This window comes from Sodalis sp. RH16 (genome assembly GCF_047324245.1).
GTDB classification, from domain to species: Bacteria; Pseudomonadota; Gammaproteobacteria; order Enterobacterales; family Enterobacteriaceae; genus Acerihabitans; species Acerihabitans ligni.
In genome coordinates this window covers 735,849-755,220 of the sequence record NZ_CP178737.1, presented here as the reverse complement: position 1 = coordinate 755,220, position 19,372 = coordinate 735,849, and the positions used below count along the sequence as shown (strand labels likewise).

The following is a 19,372-nucleotide window of genomic DNA, read 5'->3' as shown; positions in this document are numbered from 1 at the left end:
GCATATATCTCGCAGCTGATAATAATAATTGTTATCACAATTCATGGCAATCGGCACCTAGCAAAAACTCTGACTTAGGGGCACTACACATGCACCGAATTGTGCGCGTTGTTCAATGAGCGCTTCTGTGCCGATATCCAGTCCGACATGATGAAAGCCGTCTGTCTATGGTTCGATCTCAAAAACCCACTGCACTGAATGATGTGAAGAAGGACATCGTCCTGCGAACTGGAAATCCGTATACTCCGAAATATATGATGAGGATGTCTATATATCCTGATGGAAATTTCTAAGCTGAACATATGGATGTTCAAGCAGCTTTTGTGTGGGAAGCGGAAAAAGTCCGCCGATGATCTCAAAAAGTGTATGGCTTTAACATTGTGATATCTAGACATTCATCTGCCGAAGATGAGGCATTTGTCATTGAGAAAAATTTTGATTTTTACGCAACAGATACATCTATTTTTATGGCTATTAAAAGAGCATTCGAATCACGCATGAAACATAGAGCCTCTTATAGCCAAGCATTTGCGACACTACAGGCAACTCCTAACTTTTCAACCTTATTTACAGACATGACTGCTTTAATTAATTATGTTGGAAATAACTCAATACAACTCCGGAGAATGGCGAGAATTGAAGAGAGAGGGCTTTACCTTTCACCCCTTTTTACAAGCTGTGCAAAATGTCAACAACAGGCGTGCCTGGGGATTGAACTTCGACACACAGAGTGGTAAACTTATTCCCTCTGTTCGTACAATTAAGACTATCATCAATGTTTTATTAGATCACAGATTAACGAGCGAAATAACTGATTTAATTTATGACGCACCTGATGCAACGCAAGTTTGATTTGAGAAGTTACTCCACCTAATATCCCTTTGATTTTAATTACAATATTGTCAAAATATATCTAACTTGTTGATTTCATGAATAATAAATATAAATGGAAAGGGAGAATCTCTCCCTTTCTTATTATATGTATTTTTTTATGATCTTCATCTCAATTTCACTAAGTCTATTTTCAACTTCATACATTCTATTTTTCAATGTATTTTTGACATCCTGATAACTTTCGCAATCATGAAAGATGTTTGATATCTTAGCGACAATTTCTTTTGGCAAGCCTGCATCACGAAGTATTATTTCATGATTTTCGTTTGTACCATATTCTAGTACTGCTACTATATAATCCAGACTGATATTTTTTTTGTTTTTTTCTTCTGTGACAAAGTTGAATATTTTTTCAAAAGCCTTTATATATCTAGGCCAGATAAACTCGAAATATTTTGTTATCAAATCAAAAGTAAGTCTGATTCTTGAGTTTTCTTTATCACTTAGGAATTTTAATGTACTAGAGTTCAAAAGAGTTTGGAAGGTGGGTTGTTTGTATATATAAAATTTTGTAAGATCTAATAATATTTTTTTACCCATATCATTAGCAAAACGCCTGCCTTTGTTATTTTCAGTGAATAAAAAATCATAAATGACTGATAATATTGACTCTAGTTTATCTAATGTTGGTCTTTGTGTCGCGTAATGATATTTTGAGAAGTTTACGTCATTTCTTAAATGATGTATTAATGATATTTGCCCGAATAAGTTAACGAATTTATTCTCTTTCAATAATGACAATGGTATATTTTTTCCTTTCAACTCTATGAGGAAGTTATTATAATTCTCTCTCTGCTCAGGGGTAATATCATTCTCGTTCAGTTGAACTAAAGTTTCCATATCTGGTTTATTACTATCTATGAATTCAATTTCTACATTAGTTATTTCATTTTCATTTTTATCTACATGTTCCATGTAGAATACTCGGCCAAGGAAATGTTGCATAAATCTCCCAGCTCTACCCTCTATGTTTCTTCTATCTAAATTTCCGAGTATCGCACCGTCACCTATTTTTAGATCATATAATACAACATTTTTTGCAGTAGAATTGACACCCTCAGTTAATGAAGTCGTGCAAAAAAGGTAATGTACACCACCGTGTTCTGAATTAAATTCATCTATTATTAAATCTTGGATATGTCTTGGCATGGCTCCGTGATGAAATGCTACACCTTTTCTCAAACAATCAATCAAAGACCAGCTTTTAGAAATATTTTGTTCTAGGTACTCTAATAATTTTTCATTAAAGGAAATATTTTCAAGCTCATCTTTGAATTTTTCAGCAAGTCTCTCAACATATTGTTTTTGATAACGATAGATTAAATACTTTCCGTCAATACTCTCGTTTAATGTTAACCTGAGAAGGTTTTTATATTTATCTCCAACAATACGAAATTTGTTCCCTTCTACTTCATGGATTCCCCTACATCCTTCATGGTCAAGTTCGTAATAATCTTTTTGGACAATCTCTAAATCGTACTTTAGCATTGATATATTATATTTTTCTCTATATCGCTTACTAAAATCATTAATATATGGACCAATCAGATATAGGTCAGCTCCACTGTTAGTAAGCCTATATAAAATATCTGCGAAAACCCTAAATCTATCATCATTAAGTTTATAGTCGGCTTTATAAATTTCGTCCATAACAAAAAAATCAACTTTTAGTAAAGGATTTTCTTGTATCAAAACATTCATCCGTTCAGGAGTTAATATCATTATGTATTTTTTATTATCGGATATTTTTATCTTTGATGATTTAGAAACAATATATTTATTTTCAAACACTTGTTTAAAATCATTGTATGCTTCTGACAAAAGGGAGACTGTGGGCATAATTATCACGACCGATTTATAATCATTGTGTGATATTATCTCTCTAATTATTCTGGTTTTACCGAAAGATGTAGGTGCACTGACAATCAATCTTTTTGTCTTTTTAAACTGATTGAATATTTCTTTCTGAGGCTTGGTTAAAGTTGTATCCGATTTGGAGCTTGTGTAAAAGTTTCTAAGAAAAATATCTTGAGGAGATATGTCTGGCTCATAATTGATTTTGCTTTTTTCCAGCATATCGTCATACATAAAAATCCTAGATTTCACAATGCAGTCGTGGAGTAATTGCTGAACTAATGCATCCTCTATTTTTTTATCTGCAATATGGCATATCAATTTTACACATTGGTTATAATTATTGTTATCATCTAGCAATCTGTAAATGCTTATTAATGCGTCTTCAAGGAAACTAAGATTAAAACTATTACGTATCTTGAATGACTGGATAACTTCCTTTGCCAATTTTTCTATTTGCTCTGTCATAATTTCCTCAGAATTTCATGACTGTTTCAACCATTTCAATTTTAGCTTTTAGATCTGAAACATTTTCAAGAGGGAAAAGAAAAAAAACAATGCGAATATTATTTTCTTTTGGCCAGGGTTTTGTATATATATTATTGAAATGAGCCTGCAATTCCTGACTAATCTTTGCTAAGAATGGTTCTTCATTAATTTTTATTGAGCGATCCCCACTACATTCAGAAATATAAGCACTATCATATGTAAGTAAAACTGGAACCGCTATATCAACAGAGTCCAAACTTTTTCCACCATCAACATAGCTTTTTAATAAATAATAACTATCTGGATCTAACGATTTATTGATTTCTATTTCGCCACCAAGTAATTTAAGCTCACTTGAAATTCTTTTTTTATCAGTTATATGTTCTGTTAATGAATTCAATGCAGAGGATATAGCACCGCTGATACTTTGATGAAATTTAGCTTCTCCTAACCACAAAGTTACTTTTTGGCCTTCAATTGAAAAATGAGCGCAATCAAACCCTTTAATTTGCTCTCGTGTTGTTGACCTCAACCTGGCTTTAGTAACGAATTTAGGTACATCATAGAAAATACTTAAAATAAGGTAGAGGAGTAATTCTCCATAGTCTCCCTTTGCTTGACGTCGAGCGTCAGAGATACGGGTAAAACTTCTCTTGTTAATTTCTGATATTTCAAGTTCTTTTAACTCACTTTCAGTTAAGGAAAAATAAGGGACTACATCTCTTATAAGTCCAACTAAGTCATCTTGCCTATAGATGCCATCATAGTAGTCGAGCGTAAATGTATTATCCTCGATCCCACACCCATCTATTTTAACTTCAAATTTAAATATCTGATTTGTAGTTCTTATTTTTAACATCGGGTCCATAATCTACTCCTTGAGGAGTGAAGGTTCTAATTTGTAAATTACAGGATTCGGGTATTTAAGGTTGCTTAAAACTTTAAGAAAAAGGGGTGATCTTTCGTGACAAGGTAGTTTTTTGATAGGGAATTAAAATTACATATTTTATTTTTAAATCTGTCATTGCAACTCTGCATGATCTCTACGAAGTAAAACGATTGTTCTTTTTTTGTATTATGAGTGTTATTTTGATGTTCGTGTTTTGTTATTTTCGTGCTGATGCTTCGATAATCGATAAATATACTAGTAACACTGCTAAACAAGAAAATAGCAATGTTAGCTTCAAGCTCTGACACGTTTGGCTTCTTGCCAAAATAATTTAATGTATCTAAATTAAACCAAGAAAAGCTCCCCATACTCATTTCCTATTCACCTATCCGGCAATGGATGATATTTAGTCTGAATAAGTAACATATTGTAATTCTTATGTAATTACAAGCAAATACAATTCACTCCGTAGCAACGTCATCTATTTACAATGGTAATGCATAGTATTTAGTTCTTTAGAAACACTCTCAACTTTTAGTTAACATCATGTTTAATATGGTTTTTTGATAATTCACTATTCCAAAACCGACATTTTTTAGTCCATTTCTCCGCTACGGAATAAGGGGCGCTACGCTCATGTAGGCAGGGACTGTTTTTCTCCTGTGTGCTTTTTGTTTCCATATGTGCTTCCGGTTAATCGTTCCCCCGACCTTACCCCCATATTGAGTAGCAGTGTGTTCTGGAGTCAAATCACCTGAGGCCTGGAGATTTGACATGAAAAAGCGTTATCCCGCGGCGCACAACGTGGCATCTATGCACGTCTGGTACAGACCCGTACACTCAGCACTGGAGAGTCAAAAAGAGATAAGAGATTGTCCAGTTGTACTTCGACTGAGAAGCTAATCACGGAATTGACAATCAGTAGTCAGCAGTATGGCGGTCTGTGTAATAAAGAGTAACAATCGTAGCGGTAAGCTTTCAGTAGCCGCAATAATTTTTGTAGGTCATTAAATTAATTTTGGAGAAACAAATGACTGATAAAAAAGTGATTTTCATCGCTTTCGCAATAGAGGATGAGCGACAAAGAGACTTTCTTAAAGGGCAATCCCTTAGCCCACGTGCTCCATATGAGTTCATCGATATGTCTGTAAAGGAGCCATATGATGAAGAATGGAAGGTACGTGTCCGTACGCGAATAAAACGCTCTAATGGAGTTATAGTCCTAGTGAGTAAAAACTCTTTAACTTCCAGCGGGCAAAAATGGGAGATTTCCTGTGCTAAAGAGGAGAAGAAGCCTATTCGTGGCATTTACGCTTACACTGATGATAGGACTGAATTAGCAGGCATTATTACTTATACGTGGAGCGATATCAATATTAGCACTTTCATAGATTCTTTGTGAGGTTAAGCATGCGTAAGGCTCTGATTGTAGGAATTGACTATTACCAGTATATCAATGGCCTTAGTGGTTGTGTAAACGATGCTCACTCTGTAAAAAACGTGCTTGAAAGGCATGCTGATGGGAAAGTGAATTTCGTGACCCCTCGTTTGATTACTGGTACAGGGCCTCACGACATCATTACCAAACATAAGCTCAAAGAAGCTGTCCGTGAATTGTTTAGTGGTGATGCAGATATAGCCTTGTTTTATTTTGCTGGGCACGGATATATCGAAGATATCGGGGGCTTTCTCAGTGCAGGTGATTGCAGTGAGGGAGATGATGGATTGGCGTTATCAGAAGTTATGACACTTGCAAATCGCTCCAATGCAAAGAATAAAATAATTATTCTCGATAGTTGTCATAGTGGTGTTGCTGGAAACGCTGCGAACATTGCTGAGTACGCTGAGATAAAGGATGGCATGACCATTTTGACCGCTTCGACGGCCGAACAATATGCTATGGAGGTACAAGGTGGCGGTGCAGGGGTATTCACAACTCTTTTTGTTGATGCTTTAGGGGGAGCAGCAGCAAATTTAGTTGGAGATGTTACGCCTGGTAGTGTTTATGCGCATATCGATCAGTCCCTTGGTCCCTGGGCTCAGCGCCCGGTCTTTAAGACTAATGTGAAAACCTTCGTTTCGCTTAGAAAAGCCGAACCGCCTATCGCGTTAGAAGATTTACAGGCGTTGATAAATCATTTCCCCTCTGCAGATTACGATTTTAGATTAGATCCTTCGTTTGAGCCTGAGCGCTTTGAAGAACAGCTCAGAGATGATTCAATCCCTAAACCCGACCCATTAAAGGTTGCCATTTTTGCAATACTCCAGCGTTATGTGAAAGTAAATTTAGTTCGGCCTGTAGGTGCTCCTCATATGTGGCACGCTGCTATGCAAAGTAAATCTTGTCAACTTACGGTATTGGGACAACATTACTGGCGCCTTGTTAAAGATGAACTAATATAGGTCAAAAAATGACACCTAAAATTTCCGACGTTTTAAAAAAGGAGCTCCTTGAAAAACTGGCGGCGATAGAGCATGAACGCTGGGCACATTGGCAAAAGCATTTACATAGTAAATGTTATCGTAATAAGGATGGATCTTTAACGATCCCTTCAGACCTGGTTGAGCATTGGGAAAAGCAGATAGATACACCTTATAATGCTCTTAGTGATCAAGAACAAGATAGTGATAGAGAGCAAGTGAGTAAAATACTACCGATATTAGTGGAGTTTATCAAAAAAATCTGAAACTTAATTGTAGTCCCCCCGGTTTTTAGTACCACTGCCAATGAGGATCTCCGACCAGTTTTTGCCTTGCGTAGATAACTGGCGGCATATCGCCGAGTGAGCTGTGTGGACGCACCTCGTTATATTCTGTACGCCAGCTCTCTATTAAAAACCGCACTTCGGATAGCGTCCGGAGCAGATAAATATCAAGTACTTCTGTTCGCAGGGTTTTGTTGAACCGCTCGATAAATCCGTTTTGCATTGGCCTGCCAGGCTGAATAAAGTCCAGCATGACACCGTTATCCTCTGCCCATTCAGCCAAGGCAACAGCGGTAAGTTCGGGTCCGTTGTCACTTCGAATATAAGCCGGATAACCTCTCTCGCTGCTGAGTCGGTCCAGGATACGGACGACACGATGAGCCGGTATATGTAGATCAACTTCGATTCCAGTGCTTCCCGATTAAAATCATCGACCACATTGAACAGGCGGAACCTTCGCCCATCTACCAAGGCATCACTCATAAAATCTACTGACCAGAAGTGGTTCATGTTATGCGGAATAACCAAAGGCTGGGGATGACGGTTGGGCAATCGTTTTTTTCACTTACGCCTGAGGTTTAACTTCAACAATCGATATATTCGGTAAACCCGTTTTGCATTCCAGCTCTGTCCGAACTGACGTAACTTATTGAACATCAGACCAAAGCCATAGGCCGGATACTGTTGCGCCAGGTTTTGTAATGCCTCTATCACCGGCAGGTCCCGCGCGGTGTTATGGCGGTAATGCAAAAGACTTCGACTGATTCCAATAATCCGACACCCGCGACGCTCACTGGCGTGATGTTCCTTCATGACATAACGCACCAACTCGCGTTTCTCAGGTGCCGTTAAAGTTTTTTGCTACGACATCCTTAAGGATTTCATGATCCAAGCTCAGGGAGGCATACATCTGCTTAAGTCGGTGATTTTCTTCTTCAAGCTCTTTCACCCGCTTGATATCAGAGGATTTCATCCCGCCGTATTTGGATTTCCAGTTATAGTAGCTGGCTTCTGAAACACCGTTTTCGCGACAGACATCCTTCACATGCCGGCCACTTTCAACTTCTTTCAGGACTCGCAAGATCTGAGTTTCAGTGAAACGCGCTTTCTTCATGATGAGCCTCCCGTTGGTTGCATTTTAACCAGAGAACTCCATCAAGCGGTAAGACTAAATTCAGGGGGGACTACACATGGTTTTTGGTTCATGTCGGCAAATGACAAGTGATTCTTGACCGGGGGGGATCAGTTTGTATTTTTCTTCGCTAACTAACTGATAAACAATATTGAACTTAAGTTCTCAACGAGCTCTTATCATCGGAAATTTCTTGCGGTTCATTGCCGTTAACGGTATCTTTTAGCTGCGCCTGCAAATTCAGGCGTCGGGATTGGCATCCTGGCTAACCATACTTGGGACATAGGGCGCGTCTGCGTCTTTTTTTATGTCATGCGTCCGGCTCTGAAAGCGATAATTCATCGCTTTACCATTCTATGGTGGGCTGGGCGGGGGCACCGCAAGGTGCGCCGGTGTCCAGTATGGCCGGTAATGCCAAACCCGCTCAGTCTACCACCCGCGAAATTGGCATTTCAGGTGTGGTAGTTTAGAAAATACATACTGGAGGCTGCCTTATGTCTATGGCTACTATCCCCACTCAAACCCACGCGTTACTTTCCATCCCTGTCGATTCAACCACCGATTTCACCGTTCTGGCAGGCCATTGTGAAAACCTGGCCGACGCTTTGTTGCATAGAGACGAACCCGCGTCACGTCAGGCGCTCTGCAGGCGTCTTGCTTATTGTTTGGGGCAGTTGCGTCCTACGTTGGATGACGAGATCCCGCCTCATTTGATTGAAAGCCTGACCGTGGATGAGCTGCCGACGAACTCGCCTCGCTTTGAGCCGGATGCCGATTTGCTCTGCGGGTATACCCATGCGCTGGCGCGGTTGTTGACGGAACGGACGTTATCGGCGGAGATGGAGCCCATACTAACCGGGTTGTTGTTCGATTTAGTGAGTTATTTCGCTGATGAATTGCGGGCGCCGCGCTGGATATGTACCGTTGATGGGGTAAAATTTATAGAGGAATTAGATATGGTTAAGGAAAACTGAATGCCTTGAAGCAAAAAACCCGCCTTTAGGGCGGGTTTTCTCACAATGGTGCCCGGACTCGGAATCGAACCAAGGACACGGGGATTTTCAATCCCTGTGTCGAGTTGTTAGATTTCATAAGTGATTGTGGTATATATGTAAATTCGCATCCTGAGATAATTATCAGGTGCCTAAATGCATGTTATACCAGTGATTTCTACCAAGGGTGGGGAAGGTAAATCCACTCAAGCCGCTAATCTTGCCGGCTTTCTAGCCGATGCAGGTTTAAAAGTCCTTCTTATCGATGGAGACTATGCTCAGCCAACTGCGAGTAGCATTTTCTCTCTTTCCTATGAAGCCCCCAAAGGTTTGTATGAATTGCTCATGCAGACTGCAGATCTAAACCAACCTTCGAGTCTCATATCCCACAGCGTTATCAGCGGGTTAGATATCATTATTTCAAACGACCCTCACGCTCAGCTTCCGACTGCCATGCTTCACGCTCCGGATGGTCGTTTACGCTTACGTAACGTTCTTCAGCACCCTCTTTTCCAGTCATACGATGTCATCATCGTCGATTCTCAGGGTGCCCGTTCAATCATGTTGGAACTGATTGTTCTGGCAGCAACGCGAACGGCCGTGGGTGTCGTAAAACCCGTACTTCCTGATGTAAGGGAATTCATTCGCGGGACCATCAATATGATGGAAAACTTGCTGCCTTTTTCAGCCCTAGGTCTGAAACTCCCAGAAATACGCATCCTCATTAACTGTATGAAGTACACCCGCCTTGCTCGTGATACTTACCAGCAACTTGAAGAGATCATCAATGATGGCCGGTATAGCGCGCACAGCGAACAAATCAAAGTCTCGCTGCTCAGCACCTTCATTTATGACCTCGAAATTTATGTTGAAGGTCACGCAGCTGGTCAGCCAGCCCATCGCCTGGAAAAGAAAACCGGCCGAGTAAGCGACTCTGCGTTCGCCACGATGTTCAACCTTGCAAGCGAACTTTTCCCTGAATGGAAACCGCAGTTCGACCGCATCGCCTTGAAAGAAATGGAGGCGAAACATGGCTGAATCCAACATGGAAGCCTTGAAAGGGCTTGTTTCTGTTGAAGCGGAGCAGGGCGTGCTGGGTGGTTTAATGCTCGATAACGATCGTTGGGATGACGTTGCACTTGTCCTTACCGCAGATGATTTTTTCAGTAGGACGCATCAGACATATTTTCGTGAAATGAAGCGCCTGATTGATGCTGGCAAACCAATTGATCTTATCACCCTGACAGACACGCTTGATCAGCAAAAAACGCTGGAGACAGTGGGAGGGTTTGGTTACGCAGCAACGCTCAGTAAAAACACGCCAAGCGCGGCCAATATTGTCGCGTACAGCGAAATTGTTGCGCGTTATAGCAGAGCGCGACAGCTTGCTGCTTTGGGTAACGATCTGAGTCGGGATGTCGCTGCTCCCCGTGCAGATATCTCTTGCATCCTCGAGCAGGCTGAAAAACGGATCATTGATATCGCTGAAAAAGCAGAGCCTGAAAAAGGTACCTCCGTAATCGAAGGGTTAGAGCGACTTATCAGCGATTTGGAAATGCGTAATCAGTCGGGTAACGGGATTACCGGCACACCGACAGGCTATGACGATCTTGATACCCGCACATGCGGGCTTCAGGACAGTGATCTTGTGTTACTGGCGGCACGCCCATCGATGGGAAAAACGGCTTTGGCAATGGGTATGGTGACGGGCGCTCTTGAGCAACAAAAGGAAAGTGTCGTTCAGGTTTACAGTCTCGAGCAGCCGACTGAACAGCTTCTTATGCGTATGATTTCTTCATTGGGCAATGTGGAGCTTCAACGCCTCAAAAGCGGGCTACTGGAGGATGAAGATTGGGCTCGCATAAGTCATGTTGCTGGCCTAATCGCCAATGACTGGCGGTATAGGCTCATCATTGACGATACCAGCTATTTGACGCCGTCGATGCTTCGAATTCGCGCTCGTCGCAGCGCGCGTAAGTACGGTAAACCTTCGTTGATCATGATCGATTACTTACAACTGATGCGGTGTCCTGATCAGGAGAACCGTACGCAGGAAATTGCCGAAATCTCACGTTCTCTTAAGGCGCTGGCGAAAGAAATGAAGTGCCCGGTTTTGGCTCTCTCCCAGCTCAACCGCTCTCTTGAATCCCGTGCAGACAAACGACCAAACAACGGTGATCTCCGTGACTCCGGCGCGCTCGAGCAGGATGCTGACGTTATCATGTTTATTTATCGCGATGAGGTCTATAACCCCGACACAGAAGACAAAGGGCTGGCTGAAGTGATCATTGGAAAGCAGAGGCAGGGACCTATTGGGATGGTCACACTCCGTTTTGACAGCCGCTTTACCCGCTTTGAGTCCCTTCGAGCTCCTGCCTTACAAGGAGGAGTTTAAAGATGAGCAAGTTCACAAAAATTAATCTTTCTGATGCCATGCTACAGCGCGGTAAATCACCGTCTCAGCTCACTACAGGCGATAACGTTTCACCAGCAGTTCTTCCTCTTAGTGAAATGCCGATGGTGCTTACATTAGATCAGTTGCGTCCAAATCCTGATAATCCGCGCACGTCGCGCAACCCCCGTTTCGATGATATCAAAACCTCTATTCGCTCGCGTGGATTGGACTCTATTCCCAAAGTAACGTGCGATCCGGATGGTGAAGAAGTGTATATCTTCAGCGATGGTGGGAACACCCGTTATCAGATCCTTTGCGAACTTTGGCAGGAGACAGGGGACGATCGTTTCTATCGAATCCAGACCATTGTTAAGCCATGGCCTGGACGTCTCCAGTGCGTGATTGGGCATCTTGCTGAAAACGAAGTTCGCGGTGATCTTACCTACATCGAAAAGGCCTTTGGTATCCATAAAGCCCGGACAATCTGGGAGGAACAGCTCGGCAAGAGTGTAACATTGCGTGAGCTTTCCGATTTGCTTAATCAGCAGGGCTATCCGATACATTTCTCAGGGATTAGCCGGATGGAAGATACCCTGACCTATTTATACCCTTCTATGCCGATTCTTCTTGATTCAGGGCTAAGTCGGTCTCAGGTAACCCCTTTACTTAGTCTGCGTTCGACAGCTGAGAAAACGTGGAAAATATTTGCTCCTGACGTATCGGCTAAACGTGATTTTCATGAGGTTTTCGCCAATACCTGCTGTTTGTTCAATAACCCAGAACTGTACTCCTTTGAGATGTTTCGCGATGAGCTCATTGGCGAGCTTCTCAAAGCATTACCTCACCCATCTCTGAACTATGACCGCTGGCTGATTGAGCTTGACCCGAAAGAGCAGCAGCGTCGAGAGATGTTTGGTGAACCGCCAGCACCGCCCGTAATGAGCCCAGTTCAGGATACGTCCCTCTCAGTATTACAAGAAAAAGAAGTGAGGCAGTTACCACCGCAGCCTGATGATAAAACGCACTTAACCGGGCTGCGCTCCGGCACGCTGACAGGAACGCATAACCGACCTGAACCTGCTCCGGATAACAATGCTGAAGTAGAGGTTCCAACATTACCGGCTTCTTTGCAGTCTCTTACAGATGGTAGTCAGCTGCGCCCTGCGGAACGAACGGAGACACAGCCAGATCTTTATGGTGGGCCCGCTGTTCTCAGCGGTGAGCCGAGTGGGCAATCAGCATTTAATGATATTAGTTTGTTTTCCGCGTTGTCTGAGTCATCTGATGAGTCTGCTCAGTCGGTGGTTCATGAGTCATCTGTTGCTTTTGCCGCGACGGGGCTTGAGCCGGTCACTGATATCTGGCACATCCCGGTACTACAGGATGATATCGAGCACCTGCAGGACATGGCCTACCGTCTGGCCTTTGAACTCGCAGAGGCTATGGGATGTGAAGAGAGCATTTATGAAGATAAATCTAATCAATCAGCGGGTTACAACGCTTCCGAACAGAGCAGCAATGAGTTCGTCCTGTTCTTGGCGGGCATGACGGGTGATCTTCCGAAGCAGCCCTTCAATATGTTTATGTTCTGCCTGAATTTTTTCGGCTCACCGGTTATCAGCGACCAGCCCGTTTTTACCGATCAGCACGTCGTTAAAGTTATGCGCCTGATCCGCGTTTTACGTCGCCTGCGTGAGTTACAGCGTGATGCAGCGAAGGGAGGTTCCCATGACCTTTGATCTCAATGATGAAATGGCACAGGCAGTCACTGAGCAGCAGCTCAGGGCAAGTCTGAGTCTTATTCTTGACGAAGTCCGTTCTGATAAACCGTCACATCACTTTTGTGAGGACTGTGGAGCAGCCATCCCAGAAGCGCGCCGTCAGGCGGTTCGTGGCGTCCGTTTTTGCATCGGCTGTCAGGAAGTCCGGGAACATTATCAGCACATTGGTACGGGGAAACGCTATGACAGCCGGAGATAATGAAAAGCTCTTGCGCCGTATCCGTAAGCTTATGGCTTTAGGAACCCGCAATAACAACGCTTATGAGGCCGCGCGCGCCGTGCGTCTTGCACAGGTTCTTATGCAGCGACACAACCTCTCGCCAGAGGATTTAGCACTCGGCGACGTCCAGGAAGCGGTCAGTTATCAAATCTATTCCGATGCCATCAGTATCCCGGGGTGGCTGAATGCACTGGCTGCCGTGGTATGCATGGCAACGGGATGCCGTTGCTGGTTTAGCTGGCATCACTCCGCCACCCGAACCGGCCAGGCCCGCCGCCGGCGCTCACTGCACTTTTATGGACTGAATGAACGTCCTGAGGTGGGGTTGTACGTGTTCACTGTCCTCTCCCGCCAGCTCAGGGAGGCCACCGATTTGCACATGCACTCAGCCTACCGGCTTAAGCGCCTCAAGGTACAAACAAAGCGAAACCGGGCTGACCAGTTTCGTGAGGGCTGGGTAGTGGGAGTTTGGAACGTTCTTGAGTCGTTCGAACCCTCAGAGAAAGAATCGGGAGTTTTGCGGAACTGGTTGACACAGCGATGCGGAAATCAGGCGCTGTCTGAGCTTAATGTAAGGGAGGCACGCAGTTGCCGCGGTGACTCAAAAGCCCGCGAATCAGGGTGGATGGCCGGGCGGCAAGCCCAGCTGAGTCGGGGGCTTAATGGTCAGGCGTCGCATTTGAAAGCCTTGTCCGTGATCGGAGGAAAAGATGATGAGTAATGCGCTGATTTTCATAGCATGTACTGCCTGCTGGATGACGGATGCTTGGTTACTTGCGGATTTGGGGATGAACGGGGGGTTACTGTGAGCCAAAACTTATCTCAGGCAACGAATGCCATATTGACACACCTCCTTATGGAGCTGAAATCAGGGAATATTCGCCGGTGCGAGTCGTTAGGGATGACAATCGAAGAAGTGCGTCAGTTGAGTCAATTGACCGTCGACGACCTGCATTACCTGATGCAAAGCAGCGTGTCGGTACTGAATCTTAGCATCAATCATGACAATTTCTGGATCATCGTTCAGCAGTCCAGAACTGAGCAGAAGCGCATGCAGCGCATTGACCGGGCGTTAGCGCTCGGCGGTTCCATCGAGCTGATGCAGACTTACTTTGGCCTCAGTGCGGCAGAGGTCAGCGCCCGGCGTCGTCTCAAAGGGATTGATACCGCCCGTGGGCGGACGCAGGCACCGGATGAAGAGGCGGATGCCGGCATCTGGACGCAGTGGGACGCATCGGGTCTTAACTCGCCAGACTCTCATGACGCACTGGATGTAATGATGCTCGCCGCCGAACTCCATAATGTCTCACTGACTGCCGTCTGGACGCGCGTAACCACATGGTGTCGTGAACGTGAACGTAAGGGCAATAAACGGGAGGCGGTATGACTGAGCTTCTCGATTTCAACCCGCGTCAGCACATCACCCCTGCGGTGCGTCGTAAAGCCATAGGGATGGTGAACTCTCTTGAGAGCGGCCAAAAGGTATGCAAGCGTCTGGATGTAAAAGGCTATCTCAAAATTGATATCGGTCCATTCTGGCGGATGCTTAGCAAAGACGGCGGGCACCGCTGGTTCCTGATGAATCACGAGACCTATAACCGTGAAATCAAGAAATAACGCAGAAGGTTAAGCACAGTTTTACGATGACGCACACATCCAGAAACGGGGCCTTTATGGCCCCGCAGTGCTGTCACTGTCATGTATCAAGAGGACGCGAGATGGGATTACCGCCAGACAGTATCGTAGAGTTTACGCTGTCACGAATGCAGAACAGCCTTGCCAGCAGAACGCCGGAAAATGACGTCACCAGCGAACGCAGCGGCCTGCTTTTCCTGGGAAACGTGCATGATGCTTTTCCACGTCAGCTGTTTATGGATACGCGTCTTTCGCCGCTGGATAAAACGGCGTGGGTAATGATCCGCCTCTATGCGCAGCAAAATGAGGGCGCGGTGTTTCCTACCTACGATGAATTGCAACTCCAGCTCGCTTCGCCTCATGCGGAAAAGGCGTCCCGCGAAACCATCAGCAGAGTGCTTCTCATGCTGAGGATAACCGGCTGGCTGAGCCTGTGTAAGCGCGTCCGTGATGCGCGCGGTCGCGTAAGGGGAAACATTTATGCCCAGCACGATGAACCGCTCAGTTGCCGTGATGCGGAAACCTTTGATCCCGGTTGGCTTGACCTTGTTGCATCGAGTTGCCAGCACCGTAATAAGGCAGTCCGCTTGACAGCCATGGCCGTGCTTGCCGACATTAAGAATGACCCCACCATGCGTCACCGTCATTCGCGTTTGGCCATGATTGAAAGTCGGCTCGGTTCGCCATCAGCGCCGCGGGAGATGGCTAGCCTACGCCGTGCTTATCAGCCGGGTTCGGTTCCCGAACTAAGTATAAAAAACGCAGAAAAGCATTATGAGATACCGGGTTCGGATACCGAACTCAGTAAAAAAGAGGGAAGTGTTGAACCGGGTTCTGATACCGAACTCAGTCTAAAATCAGCAAGTTACGCCGGAGTTCGGAAATCGAACTGTAACGTACGTATTTTCACACAAGGTGTGAATAAAAAAACGTACGTACCGGATGAGAACGGTGGTAAGGGCTTGTCGGTACCGGAACTGCCTGAGTCGCTGACCAGCAAGATATCAACTGAGGATGCGGCAGCGCTGTCTGCTCAGCTGGCTGCCTTGCCTGAGCCGGAGTCTTCTGCGCTTATGGGTATGCTGAAAAAACAGCTGCGTAAGGGCCAGTTAACCAACCCTATGGGCTGGATGCTGGCCATGCTCAAACGGGCCCGTGATGGACACCTTGTGATGCCCGACGCTGTCACTTCGTCCCAGACTGTCGGACAGGCAAACGCCGCCTTATCACCGATGCCAGTATTTCAACGGCCTGCACAACGGGCCTCTGCCGAAAGTGTTTCAAGCGTTATCGCTGACATTCGGAATGCGATGTTGCGGGGCACAGAGGTGGTTAAAAAGTAATCTTGTTGCGGCCCGCAACAAGATTAAAAAATAGCCAGATATTTTAGTGGTTCCATAAAGTGATTATTAATTATCGCTGGTTGCCTAAAAAATAACCTTGTTGCGGGGCGCAACAAGGTCAAAAAATGCACATTAACCTATTTCGCAACCGGCTTTGGGATAGTGTGGCCTTATATTCAGAAAATGAATGAAGACTTTTACGTTGTTGGGACCTCTGTATTTTCAGGACTATCAGCTCCTTCTTAACTGATAAGACGGTGACAACGATGGCGGATAATACCGAGAAAAGAACGGGTGCATTGCACTCAGAGTTGAAAATTGAACTCCACAGCCACTATGCGATTGGGTTATGGCAGGGCAGGCGAGCAGAGAAAGGAGTAGAGGGGAGTAAAGGCAAGCCTGCCATCATGGGAATGCCGCGTTTTCTCAGTCTGGCATCCAAAATCAATCAGGACTCTCTTAAGAATAATCCTTGGGCAGATGCCACAATGTGGACGATGGAGGTGAAGCTCAATGCCGCGAATAAAAAGATGCAATCGCTGATCGAAGGTCTTGAAAAAGACATGCAATGGTTACCGAAAGGGGCAACGTTAAGTGAGGCTTCCGTTTCTGAACCCCTTGATATCCGGGTGTTCAGTAATACCCCCCTTGGTTACCGCTGTGTTTTTCTGCTTCTTGGTTTTGATCAGTTTGCCAAGCAGGTCCTTCAGGCTTCGCACTATGGAATGATTTCACGTCAACAACGTTACGACATGTTAAGTGAAGGAAGTCGCCTCCTTCGTGAGATTTATGGTACTGCGATGAGTTATCGCTCAGTAAATGTTTCCAGGCAGGACGCAGTCGAAAATAACCCTGTTTGGAAGCAGGCCGTTTTGGAGCTTGGTGAACCTGATGTTGACGTGCTGCTGGGTAACCATCGGTCTGCTTTCTCCCCGCCCGTTAATGAGGCCAGTGTTAACCTCCTGCGGATCCGCTACCGGGCTAATAATAGCGATAATGCTAAATAAAGGAGGGAGAATGCGCCTATTCCTTTGTGAAAAACCCTCTCAGGGGAGGGACATCGCTGCCATAGTCGGTGCCACGAAAAGAGGCACCGGCTTCCTTCAGGGGCCTGGGGTGACGGTCACCTGGGCAGTTGGCCATTTACTAGAAAACGCCTCTCCGGAGGCGTATGGTCCTCAGTTCGGGAAACCCTGGAACATTTCAGCCCTCCCGGTATTGCCAGCACAGTGGCAAATGACAGTGAAGAAGGACACGGAAGATCAGTTTAAGACGATCGCAAAATTATTGAAGCAGGTTGATGAAGTGGTGATAGCCACCGACGCAGACCGGGAAGGCGAAGTCATTGCCCGGGAGTTGCTGGACTTTTGCCAGTGGCGGGGACCGGTAAATCGGCTATGGCTATCAGCGCTGGATGAACAGAGTATTCGTGATGGGCTCAATCACATCAAACCCGGTAACGAGACTCAGGCTTTATACTATGCGGGACTGGGGCGCGCCCGTGCTGACTGGTTGACGGGTATGAATCTTACCCGCCTTTATACATTAAAGGCCCGTGAAAAAGGGTTTGATGGGGTGCTGTCGGTAGGTCGGGTACAGACACCGACGCTGGCACTTCTGGTAACCCGGGACAGAGAGATTGCCGCTTTTGTCCCGAAACCCTACTGGCAGGTCAGTGCGGTTTTGCATGCGGGTGATGTGACGTTTGCTGCCCAGTGGGTAGCTGCGAAAATGTACACCGACGAGGAAAAACGCTGTGTCCATCAGGGCATTGCCCAGCAGGTGGCCCAGCTGTGCCGTCAGACGGGGCAGGCTCAGGTTCTTGAGCAGGAGAAAAAGCGTGAGACACAAGCGGCTCCGCTGGCCTTTTCATTAGGTGCTTTGCAGCAGGCCTGTGGGAAACTCTGGGAAATGTCACCTCAGCAGGTGCTTGATACCGCCCAAAGTTTGTATGAGACCCATAAGGCCACGACCTACCCCCGTACCGACTGTGGTTTTTTGCCGGAGTCGATGCGTGAAGAAATCCCTCAGGTACTTGCCGCCCTGACCAAAACTGACCCTTCCCTCACACCTGTGATTGCAACCCTGGATCCCCGTTTTGCTTCACGTATCTGGAATGATAAAAAGCTCACGGCTCACCACGGGATCATTCCGACTAAGCATGCCTGCGACCTGGGAAAAATGAATGACGCAGAGAAGCGGGTGTATGAACTCATTCGTCGCCACTACCTCGCCCAGTTCCTTCCTTTGCACGAGAGCGATGTGACACGCCTGGACCTCAGCATCGGGGGACAGCTTTTTCGCACAACTGGCCGGGTGGTCGTAGTGCCCGGTTGGAAAATATTGTTTAACTCAGTCACTGACGGGAAAGAGAACACCGGGGACGAGCAGGACAACGCGCTCCCCGCGCTGAACAAAGGTGATGTGTGCACAGTGACGGCTGCTGAGGTCAAGAGTCTTAAAACGAAAGCACCGCTGCATTTCACGTTCGATACGCTGATAGCCGCGATGATGAACGCGGCGTCTTACGTGACAGATTTGCAGTTAAAAAAGGTCCTGAAAGAGAATGCGGGTCTGGGAACAGAAGCGACCCGCGCCGGTATCATCGACACGCTCCTGAAGCGGGGATATATCGTCATTAAGGGCCGCTATCTGCGGGCCACCGAAGTGGCGATGGATCTGATAGATGCCTTGCCTGCCCCTTTGAAAGAGCCGGGTATGACAGCACTATGGGAGCAGGCGCTCGATGAGGTTGCTGCAGGTCGGATGCGACTGGAAGACTTTATGGCGCGACAGACGGGCTGGACTCGACAACTCGTTGCTCAGGGGCAGGTTCAAAATGTCACTATCCGCGTGCCCCCGACCCCGCAATGCCCCCTTTGTGGCAGTAAAACCCGGCTGAGGCACGGCGAGAAAGGGACGTTTTACAGCTGTGAGAAATACCCGGCCTGCAAAGGCGTCGTCAACGCCACTGACCAGGCGAAGAAAAAGCCTTCTAAGCCTAAGTCACGTAAGTCAAAGCAGAATTAACCGATTGCGGGTG

At 45.8% G+C, this 19,372-nt stretch carries 18 protein-coding genes and 2 pseudogenes; 17 read left to right on the top strand and 3 right to left on the bottom strand.

Features of this window, described 5'->3' with window-relative positions; genetic code table 11:
- Window positions 1-362 precede the first annotated feature (362 nt).
- Both ACL2XJ_RS03545 and ACL2XJ_RS03540 read left to right on the top strand, forming a co-directional pair.
- Window positions 363-737 (top strand): Kiwa anti-phage protein KwaB-like domain-containing protein, encoded by a 375-nt coding sequence (locus ACL2XJ_RS03545; protein WP_413725619.1) that lies wholly within the window; start codon window positions 363-365, stop codon window positions 735-737.
- Window positions 679-852, top strand: a complete 174-nt coding sequence (locus tag ACL2XJ_RS03540) for a Kiwa anti-phage protein KwaB-like domain-containing protein (protein ID WP_413725618.1) — start codon at window positions 679-681, stop codon at window positions 850-852. Before ACL2XJ_RS03545 ends, ACL2XJ_RS03540 begins: the two co-directional genes overlap by 59 nt.
- Window positions 853-975: 123 nt before the next feature.
- Here the strand turns inward: ACL2XJ_RS03540 and ACL2XJ_RS03535 are convergent, their stop codons facing one another.
- Window positions 976-3,216 carry a DEAD/DEAH box helicase gene (locus tag ACL2XJ_RS03535; protein WP_413725617.1) on the bottom strand — a complete coding sequence of 747 codons (2,241 nt, stop codon included), beginning with the start codon at window positions 3,214-3,216 and terminating at the stop codon, window positions 976-978.
- Between the two features lie 7 nt (window positions 3,217-3,223).
- Window positions 3,224-4,105, bottom strand: coding sequence for a DUF1837 domain-containing protein (locus ACL2XJ_RS03530; RefSeq protein WP_413725616.1), 882 nt, complete (start codon window positions 4,103-4,105; stop codon window positions 3,224-3,226).
- 1,051 nt (window positions 4,106-5,156) lie between these two features.
- Between ACL2XJ_RS03530 and ACL2XJ_RS03525 the strand changes: the two genes are divergently transcribed.
- Genes ACL2XJ_RS03525 through ACL2XJ_RS03515 form a run of 3 tightly spaced genes read left to right on the top strand, consistent with a single transcriptional unit; the run spans window position 5,157 to window position 6,813 of the window.
- The gene (locus ACL2XJ_RS03525; protein ID WP_413725615.1) at window positions 5,157-5,528 is read left to right on the top strand and encodes a TIR domain-containing protein; all 372 of its coding nucleotides are present in this window, start codon (window positions 5,157-5,159) and stop codon (window positions 5,526-5,528) included.
- Window positions 5,529-5,536: 8 nt separating this feature from the next.
- On the top strand, window positions 5,537-6,529 hold the full coding sequence (locus ACL2XJ_RS03520; RefSeq protein WP_413725614.1) for a caspase family protein: 993 nt from the start codon (window positions 5,537-5,539) through the stop codon (window positions 6,527-6,529).
- Window positions 6,530-6,537: 8 nt separating this feature from the next.
- On the top strand, window positions 6,538-6,813 hold the full coding sequence (locus tag ACL2XJ_RS03515; protein ID WP_413725613.1) for a hypothetical protein: 276 nt from the start codon (window positions 6,538-6,540) through the stop codon (window positions 6,811-6,813).
- 25 nt (window positions 6,814-6,838) lie between these two features.
- On the opposite strand, the pseudogene ACL2XJ_RS03510 reads toward ACL2XJ_RS03515, so the two are convergent.
- Window positions 6,839-7,945, bottom strand: a pseudogene (locus ACL2XJ_RS03510) (IS3 family transposase).
- A gap of 374 nt (window positions 7,946-8,319) precedes the next feature.
- Here ACL2XJ_RS03510 and ACL2XJ_RS03505 point away from each other — a divergent pair.
- The 12 genes and pseudogenes from ACL2XJ_RS03505 to ACL2XJ_RS03450 all read left to right on the top strand — a co-directional run bounded on the left by ACL2XJ_RS03505 (window position 8,320) and on the right by ACL2XJ_RS03450 (window position 19,359).
- Window positions 8,320-8,433 carry an ash family protein gene (locus ACL2XJ_RS03505; protein ID WP_165934298.1) on the top strand — a complete coding sequence of 38 codons (114 nt, stop codon included), beginning with the start codon at window positions 8,320-8,322 and terminating at the stop codon, window positions 8,431-8,433.
- A 30-nt stretch (window positions 8,434-8,463) separates the two neighbouring features.
- Window positions 8,464-8,937 carry a hypothetical protein gene (locus ACL2XJ_RS03500; RefSeq protein ID WP_413725612.1) on the top strand — a complete coding sequence of 158 codons (474 nt, stop codon included), beginning with the start codon at window positions 8,464-8,466 and terminating at the stop codon, window positions 8,935-8,937.
- A gap of 174 nt (window positions 8,938-9,111) precedes the next feature.
- Window positions 9,112-10,013: pseudogene (locus ACL2XJ_RS03495) on the top strand (ParA family protein).
- Entirely contained in the window at window positions 9,986-11,350 is a 1,365-nt protein-coding gene (gene dnaB-PI, locus ACL2XJ_RS03490) for an SPI-7-type island replicative DNA helicase (RefSeq protein ID WP_413725611.1), read from the top strand. Before ACL2XJ_RS03495 ends, dnaB-PI begins: the two are co-directional and overlap by 28 nt.
- A 2-nt stretch (window positions 11,351-11,352) precedes the next feature.
- Window positions 11,353-13,089 (top strand): ParB family protein, encoded by a 1,737-nt coding sequence (locus ACL2XJ_RS03485; protein ID WP_187514545.1) that lies wholly within the window; start codon window positions 11,353-11,355, stop codon window positions 13,087-13,089.
- Window positions 13,079-13,330, top strand: coding sequence for a TraR/DksA C4-type zinc finger protein (locus tag ACL2XJ_RS03480; protein WP_072270529.1), 252 nt, complete (start codon window positions 13,079-13,081; stop codon window positions 13,328-13,330). The genes ACL2XJ_RS03485 and ACL2XJ_RS03480 overlap by 11 nt, the downstream gene beginning before the upstream one ends.
- Window positions 13,314-14,072, top strand: coding sequence for a DUF2786 domain-containing protein (locus tag ACL2XJ_RS03475; protein WP_187514544.1), 759 nt, complete (start codon window positions 13,314-13,316; stop codon window positions 14,070-14,072). Before ACL2XJ_RS03480 ends, ACL2XJ_RS03475 begins: the two co-directional genes overlap by 17 nt.
- An 84-nt stretch (window positions 14,073-14,156) precedes the next feature.
- On the top strand, window positions 14,157-14,738 hold the full coding sequence (locus ACL2XJ_RS03470) for a DUF2857 domain-containing protein (protein WP_060435768.1): 582 nt from the start codon (window positions 14,157-14,159) through the stop codon (window positions 14,736-14,738).
- Entirely contained in the window at window positions 14,735-14,968 is a 234-nt protein-coding gene (locus tag ACL2XJ_RS03465; protein WP_187514543.1) for a hypothetical protein, read from the top strand. The genes ACL2XJ_RS03470 and ACL2XJ_RS03465 overlap by 4 nt, the downstream gene beginning before the upstream one ends.
- A 101-nt stretch (window positions 14,969-15,069) precedes the next feature.
- Window positions 15,070-16,329 carry an STY4528 family pathogenicity island replication protein gene (locus ACL2XJ_RS03460; protein ID WP_413725610.1) on the top strand — a complete coding sequence of 420 codons (1,260 nt, stop codon included), beginning with the start codon at window positions 15,070-15,072 and terminating at the stop codon, window positions 16,327-16,329.
- Window positions 16,330-16,595: 266 nt separating this feature from the next.
- A complete protein-coding gene (locus tag ACL2XJ_RS03455; protein WP_047609017.1) occupies window positions 16,596-17,336 on the top strand; it encodes a PFL_4669 family integrating conjugative element protein in 741 nt (246 codons plus the stop codon).
- Between the two features lie 10 nt (window positions 17,337-17,346).
- Window positions 17,347-19,359, top strand: coding sequence for a DNA topoisomerase III (locus ACL2XJ_RS03450; RefSeq protein WP_187514541.1), 2,013 nt, complete (start codon window positions 17,347-17,349; stop codon window positions 19,357-19,359).
- Window positions 19,360-19,372: the final 13 nt, after the last annotated feature.

Bases quoted from the DNA above. Each gene is read 5' to 3' on its own strand.
- ACL2XJ_RS03535 (WP_413725617.1), bottom strand. From the start codon at position 3,216: ATGACAGAGCAAATAGAAAAATTGGCAAAGGAAGTTATCCAGTCATTC.
- ACL2XJ_RS03530 (WP_413725616.1), bottom strand. From the start codon at position 4,105: ATGGACCCGATGTTAAAAATAAGAACTACAAATCAGATATTTAAATTT.
- ACL2XJ_RS03525 (WP_413725615.1), top strand. From the start codon at position 5,157: ATGACTGATAAAAAAGTGATTTTCATCGCTTTCGCAATAGAGGATGAG.
- ACL2XJ_RS03520 (WP_413725614.1), top strand. From the start codon at position 5,537: ATGCGTAAGGCTCTGATTGTAGGAATTGACTATTACCAGTATATCAAT.
- ACL2XJ_RS03515 (WP_413725613.1), top strand. From the start codon at position 6,538: ATGACACCTAAAATTTCCGACGTTTTAAAAAAGGAGCTCCTTGAAAAA.
- ACL2XJ_RS03505 (WP_165934298.1), top strand. From the start codon at position 8,320: ATGGTGGGCTGGGCGGGGGCACCGCAAGGTGCGCCGGTGTCCAGTATG.
- ACL2XJ_RS03500 (WP_413725612.1), top strand. From the start codon at position 8,464: ATGGCTACTATCCCCACTCAAACCCACGCGTTACTTTCCATCCCTGTC.
- dnaB-PI (WP_413725611.1), top strand. From the start codon at position 9,986: ATGGCTGAATCCAACATGGAAGCCTTGAAAGGGCTTGTTTCTGTTGAA.
- ACL2XJ_RS03485 (WP_187514545.1), top strand. From the start codon at position 11,353: ATGAGCAAGTTCACAAAAATTAATCTTTCTGATGCCATGCTACAGCGC.
- ACL2XJ_RS03480 (WP_072270529.1), top strand. From the start codon at position 13,079: ATGACCTTTGATCTCAATGATGAAATGGCACAGGCAGTCACTGAGCAG.
- ACL2XJ_RS03475 (WP_187514544.1), top strand. From the start codon at position 13,314: ATGACAGCCGGAGATAATGAAAAGCTCTTGCGCCGTATCCGTAAGCTT.
- ACL2XJ_RS03465 (WP_187514543.1), top strand. From the start codon at position 14,735: ATGACTGAGCTTCTCGATTTCAACCCGCGTCAGCACATCACCCCTGCG.
- ACL2XJ_RS03460 (WP_413725610.1), top strand. From the start codon at position 15,070: ATGGGATTACCGCCAGACAGTATCGTAGAGTTTACGCTGTCACGAATG.
- ACL2XJ_RS03455 (WP_047609017.1), top strand. From the start codon at position 16,596: ATGGCGGATAATACCGAGAAAAGAACGGGTGCATTGCACTCAGAGTTG.
- ACL2XJ_RS03450 (WP_187514541.1), top strand. From the start codon at position 17,347: ATGCGCCTATTCCTTTGTGAAAAACCCTCTCAGGGGAGGGACATCGCT.